This window comes from Pseudomonas sp. SJZ078 (genome assembly GCF_007828255.1).
Lineage (GTDB): Bacteria > Pseudomonadota > Gammaproteobacteria > Pseudomonadales > Pseudomonadaceae > Aquipseudomonas.
This window is the reverse complement of sequence record NZ_VIUG01000011.1, coordinates 79,644-99,393: the sequence shown is the minus strand read 5'-3', so window position 1 is coordinate 99,393 and position 19,750 is coordinate 79,644. Positions and strand designations below refer to the sequence as shown.

Annotated in this window: 14 protein-coding genes; 6 read left to right on the top strand and 8 right to left on the bottom strand. The window is 60.7% G+C overall.

The window, feature by feature from the left end; translation table 11 throughout:
• Nucleotides 1-130: 130 nt before the first annotated feature.
• Nucleotides 131-2,824: a bifunctional diguanylate cyclase/phosphodiesterase gene (locus FBY02_RS12805; RefSeq protein ID WP_144928039.1), complete on the top strand. Its 2,694-nt coding sequence runs from the start codon at nucleotides 131-133 to the stop codon at nucleotides 2,822-2,824.
• 101 nt (nucleotides 2,825-2,925) lie between these two features.
• Nucleotides 2,926-3,573: a peptide-methionine (S)-S-oxide reductase MsrA gene (msrA, locus tag FBY02_RS12800; protein WP_144928167.1), complete on the top strand. Its 648-nt coding sequence runs from the start codon at nucleotides 2,926-2,928 to the stop codon at nucleotides 3,571-3,573.
• A gap of 150 nt (nucleotides 3,574-3,723) precedes the next feature.
• Here the strand turns inward: msrA and FBY02_RS12795 are convergent, their stop codons facing one another.
• From FBY02_RS12795 to FBY02_RS12785, 3 genes are all read right to left on the bottom strand, one after another.
• Complete coding sequence (locus tag FBY02_RS12795) at nucleotides 3,724-4,563, bottom strand: 23S rRNA (adenine(2030)-N(6))-methyltransferase RlmJ (protein ID WP_055127175.1); 840 nt, start codon at nucleotides 4,561-4,563, stop codon at nucleotides 3,724-3,726.
• Nucleotides 4,564-4,647: 84 nt separating this feature from the next.
• Nucleotides 4,648-5,379: a DUF4123 domain-containing protein gene (locus tag FBY02_RS12790; protein ID WP_178111841.1), complete on the bottom strand. Its 732-nt coding sequence runs from the start codon at nucleotides 5,377-5,379 to the stop codon at nucleotides 4,648-4,650.
• Nucleotides 5,376-7,433, bottom strand: a complete 2,058-nt coding sequence (locus tag FBY02_RS12785) for a type VI secretion system tip protein VgrG (RefSeq protein WP_144928037.1) — start codon at nucleotides 7,431-7,433, stop codon at nucleotides 5,376-5,378. The genes FBY02_RS12790 and FBY02_RS12785 overlap by 4 nt, the downstream gene beginning before the upstream one ends.
• A 262-nt stretch (nucleotides 7,434-7,695) precedes the next feature.
• Between FBY02_RS12785 and FBY02_RS12780 the strand changes: the two genes are divergently transcribed.
• Complete coding sequence (locus FBY02_RS12780) at nucleotides 7,696-8,190, top strand: DUF2165 family protein (protein WP_144928034.1); 495 nt, start codon at nucleotides 7,696-7,698, stop codon at nucleotides 8,188-8,190.
• A gap of 146 nt (nucleotides 8,191-8,336) precedes the next feature.
• Here the strand turns inward: FBY02_RS12780 and putP are convergent, their stop codons facing one another.
• Entirely contained in the window at nucleotides 8,337-9,821 is a 1,485-nt protein-coding gene (gene putP / locus FBY02_RS12775) for a sodium/proline symporter PutP (RefSeq protein ID WP_144928031.1), read from the bottom strand.
• Between the two features lie 457 nt (nucleotides 9,822-10,278).
• Between putP and putA the strand changes: the two genes are divergently transcribed.
• Nucleotides 10,279-14,232, top strand: coding sequence for a trifunctional transcriptional regulator/proline dehydrogenase/L-glutamate gamma-semialdehyde dehydrogenase (gene putA / locus FBY02_RS12770; protein WP_144928028.1), 3,954 nt, complete (start codon nucleotides 10,279-10,281; stop codon nucleotides 14,230-14,232).
• Between the two features lie 173 nt (nucleotides 14,233-14,405).
• Nucleotides 14,406-16,208, top strand: coding sequence for an acyl-CoA dehydrogenase (locus FBY02_RS12765; protein WP_144928025.1), 1,803 nt, complete (start codon nucleotides 14,406-14,408; stop codon nucleotides 16,206-16,208).
• Between the two features lie 165 nt (nucleotides 16,209-16,373).
• Here FBY02_RS12765 and FBY02_RS12755 read toward each other — a convergent pair whose 3' ends face one another.
• Nucleotides 16,374-16,676 carry a cell division protein ZapA gene (locus tag FBY02_RS12755; RefSeq protein ID WP_144928022.1) on the bottom strand — a complete coding sequence of 101 codons (303 nt, stop codon included), beginning with the start codon at nucleotides 16,674-16,676 and terminating at the stop codon, nucleotides 16,374-16,376.
• Nucleotides 16,673-16,903, bottom strand: a complete 231-nt coding sequence (locus FBY02_RS12750; protein ID WP_144928019.1) for a hypothetical protein — start codon at nucleotides 16,901-16,903, stop codon at nucleotides 16,673-16,675. Before FBY02_RS12750 ends, FBY02_RS12755 begins: the two co-directional genes overlap by 4 nt.
• A 257-nt stretch (nucleotides 16,904-17,160) precedes the next feature.
• Here FBY02_RS12750 and FBY02_RS12745 point away from each other — a divergent pair, with 257 nt between their 5' ends.
• Nucleotides 17,161-18,786, top strand: a complete 1,626-nt coding sequence (locus FBY02_RS12745; protein WP_144928016.1) for a methyl-accepting chemotaxis protein — start codon at nucleotides 17,161-17,163, stop codon at nucleotides 18,784-18,786.
• Nucleotides 18,787-18,936: 150 nt separating this feature from the next.
• On the opposite strand, the gene FBY02_RS12740 is transcribed toward FBY02_RS12745, so the two are convergent.
• Together FBY02_RS12740 and FBY02_RS12735 are read right to left on the bottom strand one after the other, a co-directional pair.
• Complete coding sequence (locus tag FBY02_RS12740; RefSeq protein ID WP_306085249.1) at nucleotides 18,937-19,143, bottom strand: hypothetical protein; 207 nt, start codon at nucleotides 19,141-19,143, stop codon at nucleotides 18,937-18,939.
• 67 nt (nucleotides 19,144-19,210) lie between these two features.
• Nucleotides 19,211-19,552, bottom strand: a complete 342-nt coding sequence (locus FBY02_RS12735; RefSeq protein ID WP_144928013.1) for a DUF6124 family protein — start codon at nucleotides 19,550-19,552, stop codon at nucleotides 19,211-19,213.
• Nucleotides 19,553-19,750: the final 198 nt, after the last annotated feature.

Here is a 19,750-nt window from a genome sequence, read left to right as displayed (position 1 = left end):
GATAACGTTTATAGCACTTAGCCTTCATCTCTCTTGTCAGCCAGTGTCGCAATGATGCAACCTTGCGGCAATCCTTGATAACGAGGGGCGTCAGCCCGGCGCGATCAGCATTCTCGAAGCGAGTTTCCCCATGAAAAGCCAACCCGATGCCGCCAGCCGTATGGCGGCCGAGGTAGTGACGCAATTACCGGTGCCCTCGCGGCTCGGTATGCTGCGTTTCGAGCGGCTGAATGAAGCGAGCTGGGCTCTGCTGTTCCTCGACCCCAATTGCGAACGCTACTTCGGTCTGCCGGCGGTGGAGCTTTGCTCGTTGGTCAGTTCACCCTATGCCAGCCTGATGGAGCCTGAGGCGCGCTACCAGCTGCATGACGCCATCCAAGAGCAACTGGCCCAGGCCCCGCATTACCTGATCCGCTATACGCTTCACACCGCCAAGGGCCCCATGAACCTGCTGGAAATGGGTGAAGCGTACAAACAGCACAACCGCCACTTGCTGCGCGGCTACCTGCTGGCGGTGGACAACCTGCTGCAAAACGAGCCATCGATGCCGGCCCTGGATCTGGAAACCCAGAACTCGCGCCTGCAAATCGCTCTGGAGCTGAACCAGCGCGCCCAGCAGGAGCAGCTTCAGCATCTGGACCGGGTGCGCGCCCAGCAAGACCTCATCCTGCTGCTGACCCGCCAGCGCTACAGCGCCAATAATTCCTTGCTGGAAGCTGCCGAACTGATCACCCGTAGCGCCTGCGATATCTACCAGATCGATTGCGCCAGCATCTGGAATCTGGAGGACGGCAAGCTGGTGCCGATCTCCGCCTATAACCGCGCTTCCCAGGAATACTTCCGGCCGGACGTGATCGACGCCAATGAGTATCCCGACTACATGGAAGCGCTGCAGACCTGCCGCGCCATCGACGCCCATAACGCGATACGCGACCCACGTACCCGGGAAATGGCTGAAAGCCTGCGCGCCCGCAACGTCAACGCCATGCTCGATGCCAGCGTGCGGATCGACGGCCAGGTAGTGGGCGTGTTATGCCTGGAGCAGGTAGGCGCTACCCGTGCCTGGCAGTCGGACGAGATCGCCTTTGCCGGCGAACTGGCGGACCAGTTCGCCCAGGTCATCAACAACCACAATCGACGCATCGCCACCAGCGCCCTGCACTTGTTCCAGCGTGCCGTGGAGCAGAGCGCCAATGCGTTCCTGCTGGTCAACTGCGACGGTGTGGTGGAATACGTCAACCCGAGCTTCACCGCCATCACCCAATACACTACCGAGGAAGTCCACGGCCAGCGCCTCTCCGAATTACCGGCCCTGGAAAACCTCAGTGAGCTGCTGTTCGACGCGCCCTCGGCCCTGGCCCAGAGCAATAGCTGGCAAGGCGAGTTCAAGAGTCGGCGTAAGAACCTGGAACCCTACTGGGGCCAACTGTCGATCTCCAAGGTCTATGGCGACAACCGCGAGCTGACCCACTACATCGGTATCTACGAAGACGTCACCCAGACCAAGCTGGCCCAGCAGCGTATCGAACGCCTGGCCTACACCGACAACCTGACCAACCTGGGCAACCGCCCGGCGTTCATTCGCAACCTCGATGAACGCTTCGCCCGGGACAGCGACTCGCCCATCAGCCTGCTGCTGGTGGACATCGACAACTTCAAACGCATCAACGACAGCCTCGGCCACCAGACCGGCGACAAACTGCTGATCAGCCTGGCCCGGCGCCTGCGCAACAGCCTGAGCCCCAGCGGCAGTCTGGCGCGTTTCGCCAGTAACGAATTCGCCGTGCTGTTGGATGACACCGACCTGGAAGCCGGGCAACAGGTCGCCAGCCAGTTGCTGATGACGCTCGACAAACCGATGTTCGTCGATAACCAACTGATCAGCGTGACCGGCTCGGTGGGCCTGGCCTGTGCCCCGCTGCATGGCCGCGATCCCCAGACCCTGATGCGCAACGCCGGGCTCGCCCTGCACAAGGCCAAGGCCAACGGCAAGCATCAGGTCCAGGTCTTCACCGAAGCACTGAACGCTGAGGCCAGCTACAAGCTGTTCGTGGAAAACAACCTGCGCCGCGCTCTGACCCAGAACGAGCTCGACGTGTTCTACCAGCCCAAGCTGTGCCTGCGCAGCGGTCGCCTGCTGGGCATGGAAGCGCTGCTGCGCTGGAACCATCCGGAGAAAGGCATGATCCGGCCGGACCAGTTCATCAGCGTGGCCGAGGAAACCGGCCTGATCATCCCCATCGGCAAGTGGATCGCCCGCCAGGCCTGCCGCATGAGCAAGCAGTTGACCGCCGCCGGCCTGGGCAACCTGCAAGTGGCGATCAATCTGTCGCCCAAGCAGTTCTCCGACCCGGACCTGGTGGCCTCGATCGCCAGCATCCTCAAGGAAGAACAACTGCCCTCACGGCTGCTGGAACTGGAGCTGACCGAAGGCCTGCTGCTGGAAGCCACCGAAGACACCCACTTGCAGCTCGACCAGCTCAAGCGCCTGGGCCTGACCCTGGCCATGGACGACTTCGGCACCGGCTATTCATCCCTGAGCTACCTGAAGAAATTCCCGATCGACATCATCAAGATCGATCGCAGCTTCATCCATGAGATCCCGGACAACCAGGACGACATGGAAATCACCTCCGCGGTGATCGCCATGGCCCACAACCTGAAACTCAAGGTAGTGGCCGAGGGGGTCGAGACCGCCCAGCAACTGGCGTTCCTGCGCCGCCATCGCTGCGATGTCGGCCAGGGCTACCTGTTCGACCGGCCTATTCCCGGCTCGGAGCTCATCGAGAAGCTCAAACGCTACCCGCGCGGTCCGCTCGTGTAGCTCAAGCTTCAAGCTTCAAGCTTCAAGCAAACGATGGCACACTCTCACCACCTGTAGCTTGCAGCTTGCGACTTGCAGCTGCCTCCCCAAGAGGACTGATGATGGTCTTGCGCTCGGAAATTCTGGTGAACAAAAACGTGCTCCCTACTCAAGAACAAGCTTTGCCTGGCCGTGAAACCCCAATGACCGTGCCGGAAAAGCACTTCGTCCTCGACGCGCCGCTGCTGGGCCCGTTCGCCATGGACGTGGATTTTGCGATCTTCGGCCTGGGCTGCTTCTGGGGCGCCGAGCGCAGATTCTGGCAGCGCGAAGGCGTGGTCAGTACCGCCGTGGGCTACGCGGGCGGCTTCACGCCGAATCCGACCTATGAAGAGGTCTGCTCGGGCCTGACCGGCCACAGTGAAGTGGTGCTGGTGGTCTACGAACCGGCAAAGGTCAGTTATGAAGCACTGCTGAAGATGTTCTGGGAATTGCACAACCCGACCCAGGGAATGCGCCAGGGCAACGACATCGGCACTCAATATCGCTCGGTGATCTATGCCACCAACCCTGATCAACTGGCTGCCGCCAAGCACAGCAAGGACATCTTCCAGGCGGAGTTGACCAAGGCCGGCAAAGGCACCATCACCACCGAAATCGAAGAAGCCCCAACGTTCTACTTCGCCGAGGCATATCACCAGCAATACCTGGCGAAAAACCCTGAAGGGTATTGCGGAATCGGCGGCACGGGCGTGACTTGCCCGATCTGATTTACAGATTCTAAAAGCTTCGCGAGCAAGCCCGCTCCCACATGGGTTTTATGTCTGATCGTATTCTCGTGATCAACACCAACCTATTGTGGGGGCGGGCTTGCTCGCCAATGCGCCCATCCAGACACTTTCAATGCATCCGATCGCCGATCAACGCTCGGCAATCAACCAATCCATCTGCCAACCACCCTGGGTCTGCCCGAGTTTTTTCGACAGCCACGGCAGCAATTCACGCAATTCCTCCTCCAGCCCCCACGGCGGGTTGGCAATCGCCAGGCCGGAGCCGTTCAGGCTGTCGGGAGTGGCGAGTGGATGCACCAGTAATTCCACTCGCAACAGTTTTGGCGCGCCCGTGCCGGCCAGGTCCTGGTAAAAGCGACGCAGCATTCGCTGATCCTTCACCGGGTACCAGATCGCGGCCACTGTCTGACGCATCCGGCCAATGGCCTCCTTGAGAGAGGCGGCGCAACGTTGCATTTCGTCGAGTTTTTCGAAGGGCGGATCGATCAACATCAAGCCGCGCTTTTCCGCCACCGGGAGCAAAGCGCGGGGCACATGCCAACCTTCGCCCAGATGCACCGCCACACGGCGATCACCCTTCATGTTGTCCTTGAGCAGCACACCGTCCTCAGGGTGCTTTTCATTGAGCAAGACCCGATCCTGTGGGCGCGTCAGACGCCGCGCCAGCTCCGGTGAGCCCGGGTAATAGCGCAACTGTCCGTCCGGGTTCATCTCGTGCAACACTTTCATGTAGTCGGCGGTCAGCGGCGGCAGATCGTCTTGCCCCCATAAGCGTGCGATGCCTTCCAGGTATTCACCGGTACGATTGGCCTGGTCGCCCTGCAAGTCATACAACCCGATGCCCGCATGGGTATCGAGGTAAGCGAAGGGCTGTTCCTTGCGCGCCATCAGCGCGATAAGGCGGGTCAAGGTCAGGTGTTTGAACACATCGGCGTGATTGCCGGCGTGGAAGGCGTGGCGATAGTTCATGGCGGCTCCTGCGAAGGGCGACGAGTTTACCTCGAAGCACGTCGAACGTCAGGGTTTCGCAGCCGAGCGGGCGAAGACCTCCGCTCAGCCGAGCTCTTGCATCAGATACCCATGCAACTGCCCTTTTACCCCATGAACCGTTCCATGTACCTCAAGAAAATGTGCAACCTTGCGCCGCAGGATGCGCTCATCGGCGCGCTCGGACAGCTGCGGATGCTCCTCGTCCAACCACCTGAGCAGGTTATCCAGCAGGCAGTCCGTCGTGCCGCCCGCCAACGCTTTCACCAACGCGGCCGGCACCTCCCACCAGGGGAAAGTGGGTGGCGGTCGCTGGGCATTTCCCACGATCTCCAGGGCCCGACCGTTGATAAGACAACGACTGATGACCGGCAGCAACTGTCCGGCATCGACGTCATCGGACTGCAGCATGGGCTGCATGAAACGCCCATCCCAGAAACGGAAAAAAGCCGATTGGCCGCCCGGCAACAGCACCTGGGTGAGCCCACGCAGATGCTCGACGAGCACCTCCTGGCCGACCGCAGAGACCGCCAGCCAACCCCAATCGAGCGAATCGGTCGTCGCGACCCATTGAAGAAACTCACTGTCGACAGAGACTGCGCCTACATAGGGCATGACGGGCTCCCAGTCAGCGTAAGGCGTGCCCGCCCAGATCGGACTGGGCACCAACGCCATCGAGCGCCTCCAGGCCGCCAGTGGCTTTGCGCTGCTGACATTGCTGAAGATGGCGAAAAGCCGCTCGGATGCTTGCAACGGGTGCTCCCCAAGCCAGGCCTGAGGCGACTGTCTCGTACTCATGGGCGCCCTTGGATATCAGTGGGTTTGGAAAACCTGGGCAACGGTGCACAGCTGCCGTCCTTGCACCGCTCACATTCTTCACAGAACGGCGCCGAGCCTTGCAGGCTGAGGATCTGCGCCAACGACAGTGGAGCGGCCACGGCAGCGACAAGTTTCTCGGGATGACCCGGCGAGCCCGGCGTCGCGCGGATCACCGCCATCGGCCCGCCGCCGACCTCGATGGGCACGCTACTGAATATCCCGCCCGCGCCGATGCTGATCCAGTGTCCACCTGCCTGGACGGTCGCACTGGCGCCGCCATCCAACACGATCTGCTGACCAGCGCTGACATGGAAATGCTGGCTGGCACTGAGCGCCTGGCTGGTCACGCGAATGTGCCGTTCGCCAGTCACCATCAAGTGATCGTCCTGCCGTACTTCGACCTGGCGCCGCCCATGGGTGATACGCAACTCTTCGGCCTTGAGCTCATGCCGTGCCGTGCCGGAGACGACAACGCTGCGCTCGTGATCAACCTGCACGCGCTGGTCATGGAGCACATGCTGGGTCCAGTTTCGCTGGGCCCGCAGATAAATCTCCTCAGCCCCCTTGCGATCCTCGATGCGCAGCTCGTTATAACCGCCCCCGCCGGGGCTGCTCTGGCTGCGCAATATGCTGCGGGTCTTATCCGCGGGCAGATCCAGCGGCAACGGGTTCGCACCGTTGGGCAAGCAACCTACCACCAGTGGTTTGTCCACATCGCCATCCATGAAGCCCACCAGGACTTCCATGCCGACCCGGGGAATCATCACACTGCCATATCGATCATGGGCCCAGCCGGTGGCTACCCGCAGCCAACAACTGGAATGCTCGTCACCCTCGCCGTCGCGATCCCAGATCATCTGTACCTTGACTCGTCCGAACTCGTCGCAATGAATTTCGCTGTCGACAGGTCCGCTCACCACCGCAGGCTGATAACCGTGGGCGGCAGGTTTCTCATGAAGCATCGGCGGACGAAAGAAAACGTCCCACGGCGTCGCCACAAAGGTATTGCTATAGCCTTGGAACTCATCCTCGCCATCCGTGACCGTATCCTCCAGCACTTGCGGTTGGCGGCCGCGATGGGTGATCCGTGTCAGGAGCCACAGGTCGTTCCACTGCTCCCGCGGGTGCCCATCGATTTGCATGAAGTGCCCACTGACCAGGGCGCATTGGTCGCTGCGCCCTTCGGCCAGACGGAAATCTGCTCCATGACGCTCCAGGGCGCGCCGGGTCAGGTGCCGACCATGCTCGCGGTCGGAAAACAGGCCGGGGTAGCGATAGTCCTCCAGCACCGGCTGCTGCTGGCTGTCGAGGCTGGTTTGCAAGGGCAGGCTGGGGTTACGGAAATCGTAGTCGCACAGTGTCACAACGCTGGTCCGGGTCTGGAGTCGAACAGCCAGCCGCTTGATCGCCGGTTCCCCGGCGGCCATGCCACTGCCTGGCAGATACCGCGTCGACTCGGGCAAACGGGGAAACACCGTCTGATCGTCACCAAAGACCAGCAGGTGGCCGTCAGGACTGTGGCGGAAGTGGTAATGAATACCGACCTCGGCACAGATGCGCTCGATGAATGCCAGATCGCTTTCACCGTATTGCACACAGTACTCCCGTTCGGGATATTGTCCGCCGAGGTTGAACTGAAACGCATCGCCCTGGACGCCATGGTCCTTCAAGACCCGCGCAATGATCGACGGCACACTCAAGTGCTGGAAAATCCGCCGGTTGATACGGTGACGCAAGTACGCCAGGCGCGGCACCAGGCTGATCTGGTAACGGGTCAGGCGCTTGCCCGAATCGCCCTGGGCTACGCTGTAGACCTGACCGTGGACGCCACGCCCCTGCTGATCGAAAGCCAGGTAGGCCTGGCGATGCAGCAGCGATTCCAACGCCAGGTCCGCTCGTTCACTCACCAGTTCCAGATCAAAGCGAAAGGGTTGACTGATGGTTTCCTGGCCCCTGAACTCAAGCACCTTGAGCTCATTCGGCGCGCTGTCGAGCGTCAGGGTGAAACGCGGTTGGTTGGCAGGCGAGAACATCCGATGTAACTCAGCAGAATGAAAGGCGGGGGATTCTGCATGAGTCCCACGGAGAGTTGATGGGATGTCATGAAAAACAGATTTCCCTTACAAGCAGGGGGATAGAAGCTGCAAAAGCGCGCTGTATTTTCCGATAGACACTTTCTGCGTCACGACCAGCCGTCGCACGAATGAATCAGTGGTTTCTTACACCAAGACGGCCGTCGGTACTTCACGTGGGCGTGATAACGTTCCGTTGTCGCAAAAAGCAAAGGACGCCCCCATGACGGCACGTTACGCAAAAATCGCAATGATCCTGGCACTCGCCGCGTTCGCCTTTCTGACCGTGTTCAACAATGTCACGGACTACCGCTCCAATTTCAATTTCGTCCAGCACGTGCTGAGCATGGATACCACTTTCCCGGACAACGCCGCCCGTTACCGCGCCATCACCCAGCCATGGCTGTGGCACGGCGCCTACTGGCTGATCATCCTCGGCGAAGCGATCACGGCCGGGCTGCTGGGTTATGGTGCCCTGGAGTTGTGGTTGGCACGCCGAGCCGATGCCAGGGTTTTCGCGCAAGCCAAACGCTGGGGCATCGCCGGCCTGACGGTGGGATTCTTCGTCTGGTTCTTTGGTTTCATGGTCATCGGTGGCGAATGGTTTCTGATGTGGCAATCGGAAATCTGGAATGGCCAGGATGCCGCGTTCAGGTTCTACATGGCGCTACTGGGCGTTTTGATCTTTCTCAATCAACCCGATGCAGATCCGCACTGACCCGTCGCTATCGCGAGCAGGCTCGCTCCCACAAGGATTGGCGATGTCCCCAGGAGATCACGCATAAAAAAACGGCCCGTCTCCATTGGCGACGGGCCGTTTCTCGATACAGCCTTCAGCGAGCCATCAGTGCTCGCCGAACAGACTTACTGATTCAGGCGGAAATCTTTTTCGGCTGCTTCGAAGCGCTGCAGCATACCGGCGGTAGGCGTGCCGATCTTGCTGACAACATAGATGGCCAGGCTAGCGAAGATGAAGCCCGGGATGATTTCGTATAGACCCAGCAGCTCGAAGTGCTTCCAGACGATTACGGTAATCGCACCCACCAGGATGCCCGCCAGTGCGCCGTTACGGGTCATGTTTTTCCAGATGACGGAGATCAGGACCACAGGACCGAATGCGGCACCGAAACCGGCCCAGGCGTAGCTCACCAGACCCAGTACACGGTTGCTCGGGTTGGCAGCCAGGGCAATGGCGACCAACGCCACCAGCAGCACCATGGCACGGCCGACCCAGACCAGTTCCAGCTGGGAAGCATTCTTGCGCAGGAAGGTTTTGTAGAAGTCTTCGGTCAGGGCGCTGGAGCACACCAACAACTGGCAGCTCAGGGTACTCATCACGGCGGCCAGGATGGCCGACAGCAGTACACCGGCAATCCATGGGTTGAAGAGGATCTTCGCCAACTCGATGAACACGCGCTCAGGGTTCTCGCTCACAGGGCCGGCCACATCCGGATGTGCAGAGAAGTACGCGATGCCGAAGAAGCCGACGGCCACGGTGCCGCCCAGGCACAGGATCATCCAGGTCATGGAGATACGACGGGCCTTGGCGATGGACTTGACCGAATCAGCGGCCATGAAGCGCGCCAGGATGTGCGGCTGGCCGAAGTAGCCCAGGCCCCAGCCCATCAGCGAGATGATGCCGATGAAGGTGGTGTTCTTCAGCATGTCGAACGACGTCGGGTCTTTTGCCTCGATGGCCAGGAACGTGGTGTCCACGCCGCCGGTGGCCAGCAATACGATGATCGGTGTCAGGATCAGCGCGAAGATCATCAGGGTGGCTTGTACCGTATCGGTCCAGCTCACAGCCAGGAAACCACCCACGAAGGTGTAGGCGATGGTCGCTGCGGCACCGGCCCACAATGCGGTCTCGTAGGACATGCCGAAGGTGCTTTCGAACAGGCGGGCACCGGCCACGATGCCGGAGGCGCAATAGATGGTGAAGAATACCAGGATCACCACTGCAGAGATGATGCGCAGCAGGCCGCTCTTGTCTTCGAAACGACTGGCGAAGTAATCCGGCAGCGTCAGCGCGTCGCCGTTATGCTCGGTCTGTACCCGCAGGCGACCGGCGACGAACAGCCAGTTCAGGTAGGCGCCGATGACCAGGCCGATGGCGATCCAGCTTTCCGACAGGCCGGACATATAGATGGCACCGGGCAAACCCATCAACAACCAGCCACTCATGTCCGAGGCACCGGCGGACAATGCGGTCACAACGCTGCCCAGGCTGCGGCCGCCCAGGATGTAATCGGAAAGGTTGTTGGTGGAGCGATAAGCCATCAGGCCGATCAGGACCATGGCTGCGATGTAGATCACGAAGGTGATCAGGGTTGGATTACTAACACTCATGAGTTACGCCCTGGCTTTGTTTTTATGTAGCGGTGGCAGAGAAAGCGTCGACGACGAAGACGTGTAGCGACGATTTGCAGGCCCGCGAATGTATGACTGATGTTTCCCCAGGAAAGCCATCAGCCGATGCCCCTCGGCTTGAACCGGTTGCACCTTGGCCGCGAATGCTATTCAACAAACGAAATAAGGTGCAACCAGTTTCGCTCAAATCAGTTGCACCTGATCGGTTTTCTCAAAAAAAGTGGTTTTTTGCTCCCTTTTAGTGCAGTTAATCAGGTCCGGCTAGAAGCCAAAGCACTAAGGCAGTGCAAGGTAGACATGCCGAGGTTTTATTCCTGACGAGCTGTCTGATATTTCGTCAAAAAAAGGGTTGCACCCGGTTGCACCTCAATCAGCTCGCAGCTAATCTTGCGCCAGCTGATGCCACGCCGTACGTGGTAAACATGAGGATAAAAATATGGCTACCACCACCCTTGGGGTCAAACTCGATGACCCGACCCGCGAACGCCTGAAGGCGGCCGCGACCTCGATTGATCGCACACCTCACTGGCTGATCAAGCAGGCAATTTTCAATTACCTGGAAAAACTCGAGGGTGGTGCAACCCTGACCGAGCTGAACGGCTCGATCCGCGCAGAGGGCGACGACGCTGGCGATGTCCAGGTCGACCACGCCCACCAATGTTTCCTGGAATTTGCCGAGAGCATCTTGCCGCAATCGGTCCTGCGCGCCTCCATCACCGCCGCTTACCGTCGCCCCGAGCCGGAAGTGGTGCCAATGCTGATCGAACAGGCTCGCCTGCCGGCCGAAATGGCCGAAGCCACCAACAAGCTGGCGGCGTCGATTGCAGAGAAACTGCGCAATCAGAAGAGTGCCGGTGGTCGTGCCGGTATAGTCCAGGGCCTGTTGCAGGAGTTCTCCCTGTCCTCCCAGGAAGGCGTGGCACTGATGTGTCTGGCCGAAGCACTGTTGCGCATCCCGGACAAAGGCACACGTGATGCGCTGATCCGCGACAAGATCAGCACCGGCAACTGGCAGCCGCATCTGGGCAACAGCCCGTCACTGTTCGTCAATGCCGCGACCTGGGGCCTGCTGCTGACCGGCAAACTGGTCGCCACCCACAACGAAGCCGGCCTGACTTCGTCCCTGAGCCGTATTATTGGCAAAAGCGGCGAGCCGATGATCCGCAAGGGCGTCGACATGGCCATGCGCCTGATGGGCGAGCAGTTCGTCACCGGCGAAACCATCGCCGAAGCCCTGGCCAACGCCAGCAAATTCGAATCCAAGGGTTTCCGCTATTCCTATGACATGCTGGGTGAAGCCGCACTCACCGAGCATGACGCCCAGAAATACCTGGCCTCGTACGAACAAGCCATTCATTCCATCGGCAAGGCTTCCCATGGCCGTGGGATCTATGAAGGCCCTGGCATCTCCATCAAGCTTTCGGCCCTGCACCCGCGTTACAGCCGCGCCCAGTACGAACGCGTCATGGACGAGTTGTACCCACGCCTGCTGTCGCTGACCCTGCTGGCCAAGCAATACGACATCGGCCTGAACATCGACGCCGAAGAGGCCGACCGTCTCGAACTGTCCCTGGATCTGCTGGAGCGCCTGTGCTTCGAGCCGAAGCTGACCGGTTGGAACGGCATTGGCTTCGTGATCCAGGCCTACCAGAAGCGCTGCCCGTATGTGATCGACTACGTCATCGACCTGGCCCGCCGCAGCCGTCATCGCCTGATGATTCGCCTGGTAAAAGGTGCCTATTGGGACAGCGAGATCAAGCGTGCCCAGGTCGAGGGCCTGGAAGGTTATCCGGTGTATACCCGCAAGGTGTACACCGACGTTTCCTACATCGCTTGCGCGCGCAAGCTGCTGTCGGTACCGGAAGTCATCTACCCGCAGTTCGCCACACACAACGCCCATACGCTGTCGGCCATCTATCACATCGCCGGTCAGAACTATTACCCAGGGCAGTACGAATTCCAGTGCCTGCACGGCATGGGTGAACCTCTGTACGAACAGGTTGTAGGCAAGGTTTCCGAAGGCAAGCTGAACCGTCCGTGCCGCGTGTACGCCCCGGTCGGTACCCACGAGACGCTGCTGGCCTACCTGGTCCGTCGCTTGCTGGAAAACGGCGCCAACACCTCGTTCGTCAACCGCATCGCCGACCAGTCGATTTCCATTCAGGAACTGGTAGCTGACCCGGTTGCCAGCATCGAGCAGATGGCGACCCTGGAAGGCGGTTTCGGCCTGCCGCACCCACGCATTCCGCTACCGCGTGACCTGTACGGCAGCGAACGCGCCAACTCCAGCGGCATCGACATGGCCAACGAACATCGCCTGGCCTCGCTGTCCTGCGCTCTGCTGGCGACAGCCCACAACGACTGGAAAGCCGCACCGATTCTCGGTTGCGCCGCCAGTGAAGAAACCCCGACGCAGGTTTTGAACCCCTCCGACCACCGCGATGTGGTCGGCCAGGTGCAGGAAGCCACGGTCGAGGACGTCGACAACGCCATCCAGTGCGCCCTCAACGCCGCACCGATCTGGCAAGCCACGCCACCGGCGGAACGCGCCGCAATCCTCGAGCGTGCCGCGGACCTGATGGAAGGCGAGATCCAACCACTGATGGGCCTGCTGGCCCGGGAAGCCGGCAAGACCTTCGCCAACGCCATCGCCGAGGTCCGCGAAGCGGTGGATTTCCTGCGCTACTACGCGGTACAGGCACGCAACGACTTCAGCAACGATGCCCACCGCCCACTGGGCCCTGTGGTCTGCATCAGCCCGTGGAACTTCCCCCTGGCGATCTTCAGCGGCCAGGTTGCCGCCGCGTTGGCTGCCGGTAACCCGGTACTGGCCAAACCGGCTGAACAAACGCCGCTGGTTGCCGCCCAAGCCGTACGCCTGATGCTCGAAGCCGGCATCCCGGAAGGCGTGCTGCAGCTGCTACCGGGCCGTGGCGAAACCGTCGGTGCCCGACTGGTGGGCGACGAGCGGGTCAAGGGTGTGATGTTCACCGGGTCCACCGAAGTCGCCCGTTTGCTGCAACGCAACATCGCCGGTCGCCTGGACAACCAGGGTCGCCCGATCCCGCTGATCGCCGAAACCGGCGGTCAGAACGCCATGATCGTCGACTCGTCAGCCCTGACCGAACAAGTCGTGATCGACGTGGTGTCGTCGGCCTTCGACAGCGCCGGTCAGCGTTGCTCGGCCTTGCGGGTCCTGTGCTTGCAGGAAGACTCCGCAGACCGCGTCATCGAAATGCTCAAGGGTGCCATGGCCGAATCGCGCCTCGGCAATCCTGAGCGCCTGTCCGTCGACATCGGTCCGGTGATCGATGCCGAAGCCAAGGCTGGCATCGAGAAGCACATCCAGGCCATGCGCGACAAAGGTCGCACCGTGTACCAGATGGCAATCGCCGACAGCGACGAGTGCAAGCGCGGCACCTTCGTGATGCCAACCCTTATCGAGCTGGAAAGCTTCGATGAACTGCAACGCGAGATTTTTGGTCCGGTGCTGCACGTGGTGCGCTACAAGCGCAAGGAACTGGATCAGTTGATCAATCAGATCAATGCCTCCGGCTACGGCCTGACCCTGGGCGTGCATACCCGCATCGACGAAACCATCGCCAAGGTGATCGACAACGTCCATGCCGGTAACGTGTATGTGAATCGCAACATTGTCGGTGCCGTGGTCGGTGTACAGCCGTTCGGTGGCGAAGGCCTGTCAGGCACTGGTCCGAAAGCCGGTGGTCCGCTTTACCTGTACCGTCTGCTGTCGACACGTCCTACCGATGCGATCCAGCAATCCTTCGTCCGTAGCGACGCTGTCAGCACTCCGGACATGCGCTTGCGTGAAGCCATGAGTAAGCCGCTGACCGCCCTGCAAGCCTGGGCCGACAGTCAGAAACTCGCCGAGCTGAGTACCTTGTGCGTGCAGTTCGCAGCCCAGTCGCAAAGCGGTATCACCCGCCAGCTGACCGGCCCGACCGGGGAACGCAACAGCTACGCCATCCTGCCCCGCGAGCACATACTCTGTCTGGCCGACGTGGAAGGCGATCTGCTGACGCAACTGGCTGCCGTACTGGCCGTGGGTGGCTCGGCCGTGTGGCCGGAAACCGACACGAGCAAGGCCCTGTTCGCACGTTTGCCGAAGGACATTCAGGCGCGCATCCAGCGCGTTTCCGACTGGACCAAGGACGATGTGGTGTACGACGCGGTCCTGCATCACGGCGACTCGGATCAACTGCGCAGCGTTTGCCAGCAAGTGGCCAAACGTGCCGGCGCCATCGTCGGGGTCCATGGCCTGTCCCAGGGCGAAACCGGCATTGCACTGGAACGCCTGGTGATCGAGCGGGCGTTGAGCGTCAACACCGCTGCGGCGGGCGGTAACGCCAGTCTGATGACCATCGGTTAAACGCAGCTGCGGGTTTCAAGCGGCAAGCGGCAAGTAAGAGCCAAGACAATCCTGCTCTTACTTGAAGCTTGCCGCTTGAAGCTTGTGCTGCTCTATCACCCCCATCAATCATCCTGTTCAGCCTCTATTCCCGGCTCTAGACTCGGCCCCATTCCAAAGAAAGGTAGGCCGCCATGTCCGAGACGTTGCTCAGTTCCCGCAATCTGGCTTTCGAGCTGTATGAAGTCCTCGATGCCGAGGGCCTGACCCAGCGCGAGCGGTTCGCCGAGCACAATCGCGAAACTTTCGATGCGGCCATCGGTACAGCCCGTAGCATCGCCGAGAAATACTTCGCGCCGCACAACCGCAAGAACGATGAAAACGAGCCCCGTTATGAGAACGGCGAGGCGATCCTGATTCCAGAAGTGAAGCCGGCCGTGGATGCCTTCCTGGAGGCTGGTTTTCTCAACGCAGCGCGCAGCTTCGAGGCCGGCGGCATGCAACTGCCGACGTTGTTGTCCCAAGCCTGCTTCGCCCATTTTCAATCCGCCAATGCCGCGTCGACTTCCTATCCGTTCCTGACCATGGGCGCGGCGAACCTGATCGAAAGCTTTGGCGACGAGGAGCAGAAACGCCGCTTCCTGCAGCCGATGATCGAGGGTCGCTTCTTCGGCACCATGGCCCTGACCGAACCCCATGCGGGCTCTTCGCTAGCGGATATCCGTACACGTGCAGAGCCGGCGTCCGACGGCACCTATCGACTCAAGGGCAACAAGATCTTCATTTCCGGAGGCGATCATCCGCTGTCGGAAAACATCGTGCACATGGTCCTGGCAAAACTGCCGGACGCTCCGCCAGGCGTGAAGGGCATCTCGCTGTTTATCGTGCCCAAGTTCCTGGTCAACGACAACGGCAGCCTCGGCCAGCGCAACGACGTGCTCCTGGCCGGGTTGTTCCACAAGATGGGCTGGCGCGGGACCACGTCCACGGCGCTGAACTTCGGCGACAACGGTGAATGTGTCGGTTACCTCGTGGGGAAACCGCACCACGGGTTGAGCTACATGTTCCAGATGATGAACGAGGCGCGGATCGGTGTCGGGATGGGCGCGGTAATGCTGGGATACGCCGGCTATCTGTATTCCCTCGACTACGCCCGCGAACGCCCACAGGGCCGGGTACCCGACAGCAAGGACCCGACCACCGCTCCCGTGGCGATCATCCAGCATGCCGACGTACGCCGCATGCTGCTGACCCAGAAGGCCTATGTTGAAGGCTCGTTCGACCTGGGCCTGTACGCGGCGCGGCTGTTCGACGACACCACCACCCTTGAAAGCGAAGCCGAGCGTCGACGGGCCCATGAACTGCTGGACCTGCTGACCCCGATCGTCAAATCCTGGCCCTCGGAGTTCTGCCTGAAGGCCAACGAACTGGCGATCCAGATACTCGGCGGGCATGGCTACACCCGCGAGTACCCGGTCGAGCAGTATTACCGCGACAACCGCCTGAATCCGATCCACGAAGGCACCCACGGCATCCAGTCCCTGGACCTGCTGGGACGCAAACTGGCGCAGAACGGCGGCGCCGGGCTCAAGCAATTGATCCGCCTGGTGGCCGATACCACCGAACGCGCCCAGGCGCATGCATCATTGACGGACCTGCGTCAGCCATTGGAGGCCCTGGTAGCGCGCCTGCAATCAGTCACTCTGGGTCTACTGACCGACCTGGCCCAAGGCAAGGTCAACAGCAGCCTCGCCAACTCGGCCCTGTACCTCAAGGTGTTTGGGCATATGGTGATCGGCTGGCGCTGGTTGGAACAGGCCATTCGCGCCGAGGAGGGCCTGGCCAGGGGCAATCTCGCGGACAGCGACTTCTACAAAGGCAAGCTGCAAGCGGCGAGGTATTTCCTGACGTGGGAAATACCGGGTTGTCATCATGAGCTGGCACTGCTCGAAGCACGGGACGGTACGTGTCTTGAAATGCGGGATGAGTGGTTCTGATCCGGGTTTTGTAGCGTGGCGCAAATCGCTTGAACACTGATTGAGCGGTCACCCAAATCCACTGTGGGAGCGGGCTTGCTCGCGAAGACGGCACTACATTCAGCACTGAAGCAAGCTGATCCACCGTCTTCGCGAGCAAGCCCGCTCCCACAGGTCATCATCCATTCAGGCCTGCTGAATCGTCTTGGAAATGACATCGACGGTGGCGCTGACCTGCTCCTGATAACGGTCGAGCTCCGCCTGATGCTGCTTCTGCAGTTCTATCTGCTGTGAGCACAGGTTCATTGCCGCCAATACCAACAGACGATCACCGATCAGCGTCGGGTATTTTCTCTTGGTGTCGGCCAGGGCAGCCTTGAGCATCGCAGCGGCGTCCAGCAGGGCCTGTTCCTGCCCGGCCGGAGCCTTGATCGAATAGTCTTCTCCCAGGATCGAGATCACCGTCACCCCATCGGCGCCGTGCCTCATGCGCTGACAGGACCGGTGCTGGCCCGCTCGATCAATGCCTGGATACGGGCGGCGGTAGTGCCGTGGAGTTCTTCCTGCTCCATCAGGCTCAGTTGCAGGCTTTCGTTTTCATCCTTGGCCCTGGCAAGTTCCGCGCTCAGGGTTTCGTTCAGGCCGGTGAGATGACGATTCTGTTGCACCAGGTCATTGACCAGTTGCTCCAGCTGGCTGAGGGATGCTTCCAACATATTGATTTCCAGGCTTTTTCAGGGGGCGCGTACGATAAAGAAAAGTCACTGCCGATGCCATGGTTTGCAGGACGACGGTGCTTCGCTGGCGAGTTGTAGAGACTACGAATGGGGAATCTGGTTCCTGCCCTTCGTCGCACCGACGATGTGACTGTGCGACAAAAGCACGCAGCAGCCTCAAGACTTCCACCCCATGACCGATAATTCAGTGACACCAGCCACAGCCCGCACGGACGCGCTTCTTCCCGGTACCCTCCATGTCCCTACGTAATATGAATATCGCGCCGCGGGCGTTCCTGGGGTTTGCCCTGATCGGTGCCCTGATGCTGGCGCTTGGGGTGTTCGCCCTGACCCAGATGAGCAAAATCCGCAGCTCCGGCGAAAACATCGTCGAGAACAGCGTGCCCAGCATCCAGGCCCTGGACGAGTTCACCCAGCTCACCCTGCGCCTGCGCGTATTGTCCTATCGCTTGCTGGTCAACCGCGAGCCGGATATCCAAAAGAAAACCTTTGAGCTGTTCGAACAACGCAACCAGCAGATCCGCACGGCCCAGACCGCCTATGAAAAACTCATCAGCGCCCCTGAAGAACGGGCTGCTTATGACCAGTACGTGCAACTGCTGGGTCAGTATCGTCAGCTCGAAGAGCGGATGAAGACGCTGTCACGCAACAATCAGATCGATGAATTGCGCACACTGCTCAACACTGAGCTGCTGAGCAATTCCGACGCCATCAATGTCGTCATCAACCGCTTGATGGAGATCAACAATCAGCAAGCCGAAGCGCTCAACCAAGGCGCTACGCAACAGTACTCGACCGCTTTCAATTGGGTCGTCGTTCTGCTGGTCATCGCCACCGGCCTGACCTTGCTGTTCGCCTGGCTGCTGACCAACAGCATCACCCGCCCGATTGGCAGCGCCCTGAACGCCGCCGAAGAAATAGCCAAGGGCAACCTGACCCGGCCGATCACCGTGGATGGCAATGACGAAGCCGGTCGCCTGTTGCGGGCAATGGCGACCATGCAGGAAAAACTGCGCGACACCCTGCAGCGGATCTCCGGCTCGGCGACCCAACTGGCTTCCGCCGCCGAAGAGCTCAACAGCGTCACCGACGAAAGCGCCCGTGGCCTGACCCTGCAGAACAACGAAATCGAACAGGCCGCCACCGCGGTCAATGAAATGACCAGCGCCGTGGAAGAAGTGGCGCGCAATGCGGTCAGCACCTCCGAAGCCTCGAAGAACGCTACTTCCTCCGCTGGCGACGGTCGGGACCTGGTGCAGGAAACCGTCAGCGCCATCGAACGCATGAGCGCCGACGTGCAAGGCACTGCCACGCTGATTGGCAACCTGGCGGATGAATCACGCGACATCGGTAAGGTGCTGGATGTGATCCGCGGCCTGGCGGACCAGACCAACCTGCTGGCCCTGAACGCCGCCATCGAAGCCGCCCGTGCCGGCGAAGCCGGTCGCGGCTTTGCCGTGGTGGCGGACGAAGTACGCGCCCTGGCCCATCGCACCCAGCAGTCGACCAGCGAGATCGAACGGATGATCGGCAGCATCCAGAGCGGCACGGAGCAGGCCGTGAACTCGATGCGCAACAGCACCGAACGCGCCGAGTCGACCTTGAACATCGCCCGCGGCGCCGGTCTGTCCCTGGACACCATCAACACCGCCATCGTCGAGATCAACGAACGCAACCTGGTGATCGCCAGCGCCGCCGAAGAACAGGCCCAAGTGGCCCGCGAAGTGGACCGCAACCTGGTGAACATCCGCGACCTGTCGGTGCAATCGGCCACCGGCGCCAACCAGACCAGCGCCGCCAGTGCCGAACTGTCGCGCCTGGCGGTGGACTTGAACAGCATGGTGGGGCGGTTCAGCCTCTGATCCTCGGGCATTAAATGCCTCGCTCCGTGCCCACCCTCTCGGGTCACGGAGCGCTCCCTCATCGGCCTTAGACGACTAGATCATTGGACCGGCTGTGCAACTGCTTCAGCAGGTTCAGTTGTCGTGCCAGCCGGTTCTAAATTTCCAGTTTCAGTCCAACTCGGCAACCACGGCCATGGCGGCCGGATCATACAGGCCAGCGGCGACCCGCACGCCGTCCAGCGAAGCTTCGCTGGTGTCGAGCAGGTCGCGGTAAAGCGAAACCCGCGTGGCGATGTCATCCGGTGCGGCAGCGAGTCGGGCCATCAGGGCGTTGCGGTTGGCAGTCGGCGCGGTCCAGGAATCCGAAGGGAACATGCGGCGTATGCTGTCGCAAAAAACGGGTTTGATCGACACCCATCGATCAAACCCGAACACCTTCGTTTTACCTGGGATCGACCACGTCCAGCGCCCGGTTCGCCAGGAGCTGGCCCAGTTCAATCAACTGTCGCAGGCCCAAGGCAAAATGCCGCCGGGAACCGTCCAGCTCGAACGCCAGATCCCCGGCCATGACGTTGGCGGAGGCCAGGGTTTCGCTGAGGTTGGCCAACAGGCTCTCTGCATCCACGCCTTGGACGATGGTGAACAGTTGGTCTGGGGCCGGTTGCTTATCGGGTGGATTGGGTTTGGGGTTCAGGTAAGAATTGATGACGCGTTCGGCGTTGGCATCGGCGGCGATGTCCAGGTGCAGCGGTGGGACGGGTGGGTCTGGGATGAGTTTGTCCATGGGTACTCCTAACGTCAGTTGGAGCCGCCACGGCTCGCGACTAAACGAGGTGGGGTGGCGGCTGTACGCAGGTTAGTCGACCGGGACGTTAGGAAACCGGCGCACCCGAAAGTGCCCTGCGCACAGCCACCATAAAATCAGCGGCAACACGTAGCCTGACTTTAAGGAGAACCTTGCGCCTAACGATTACCGAGCGAC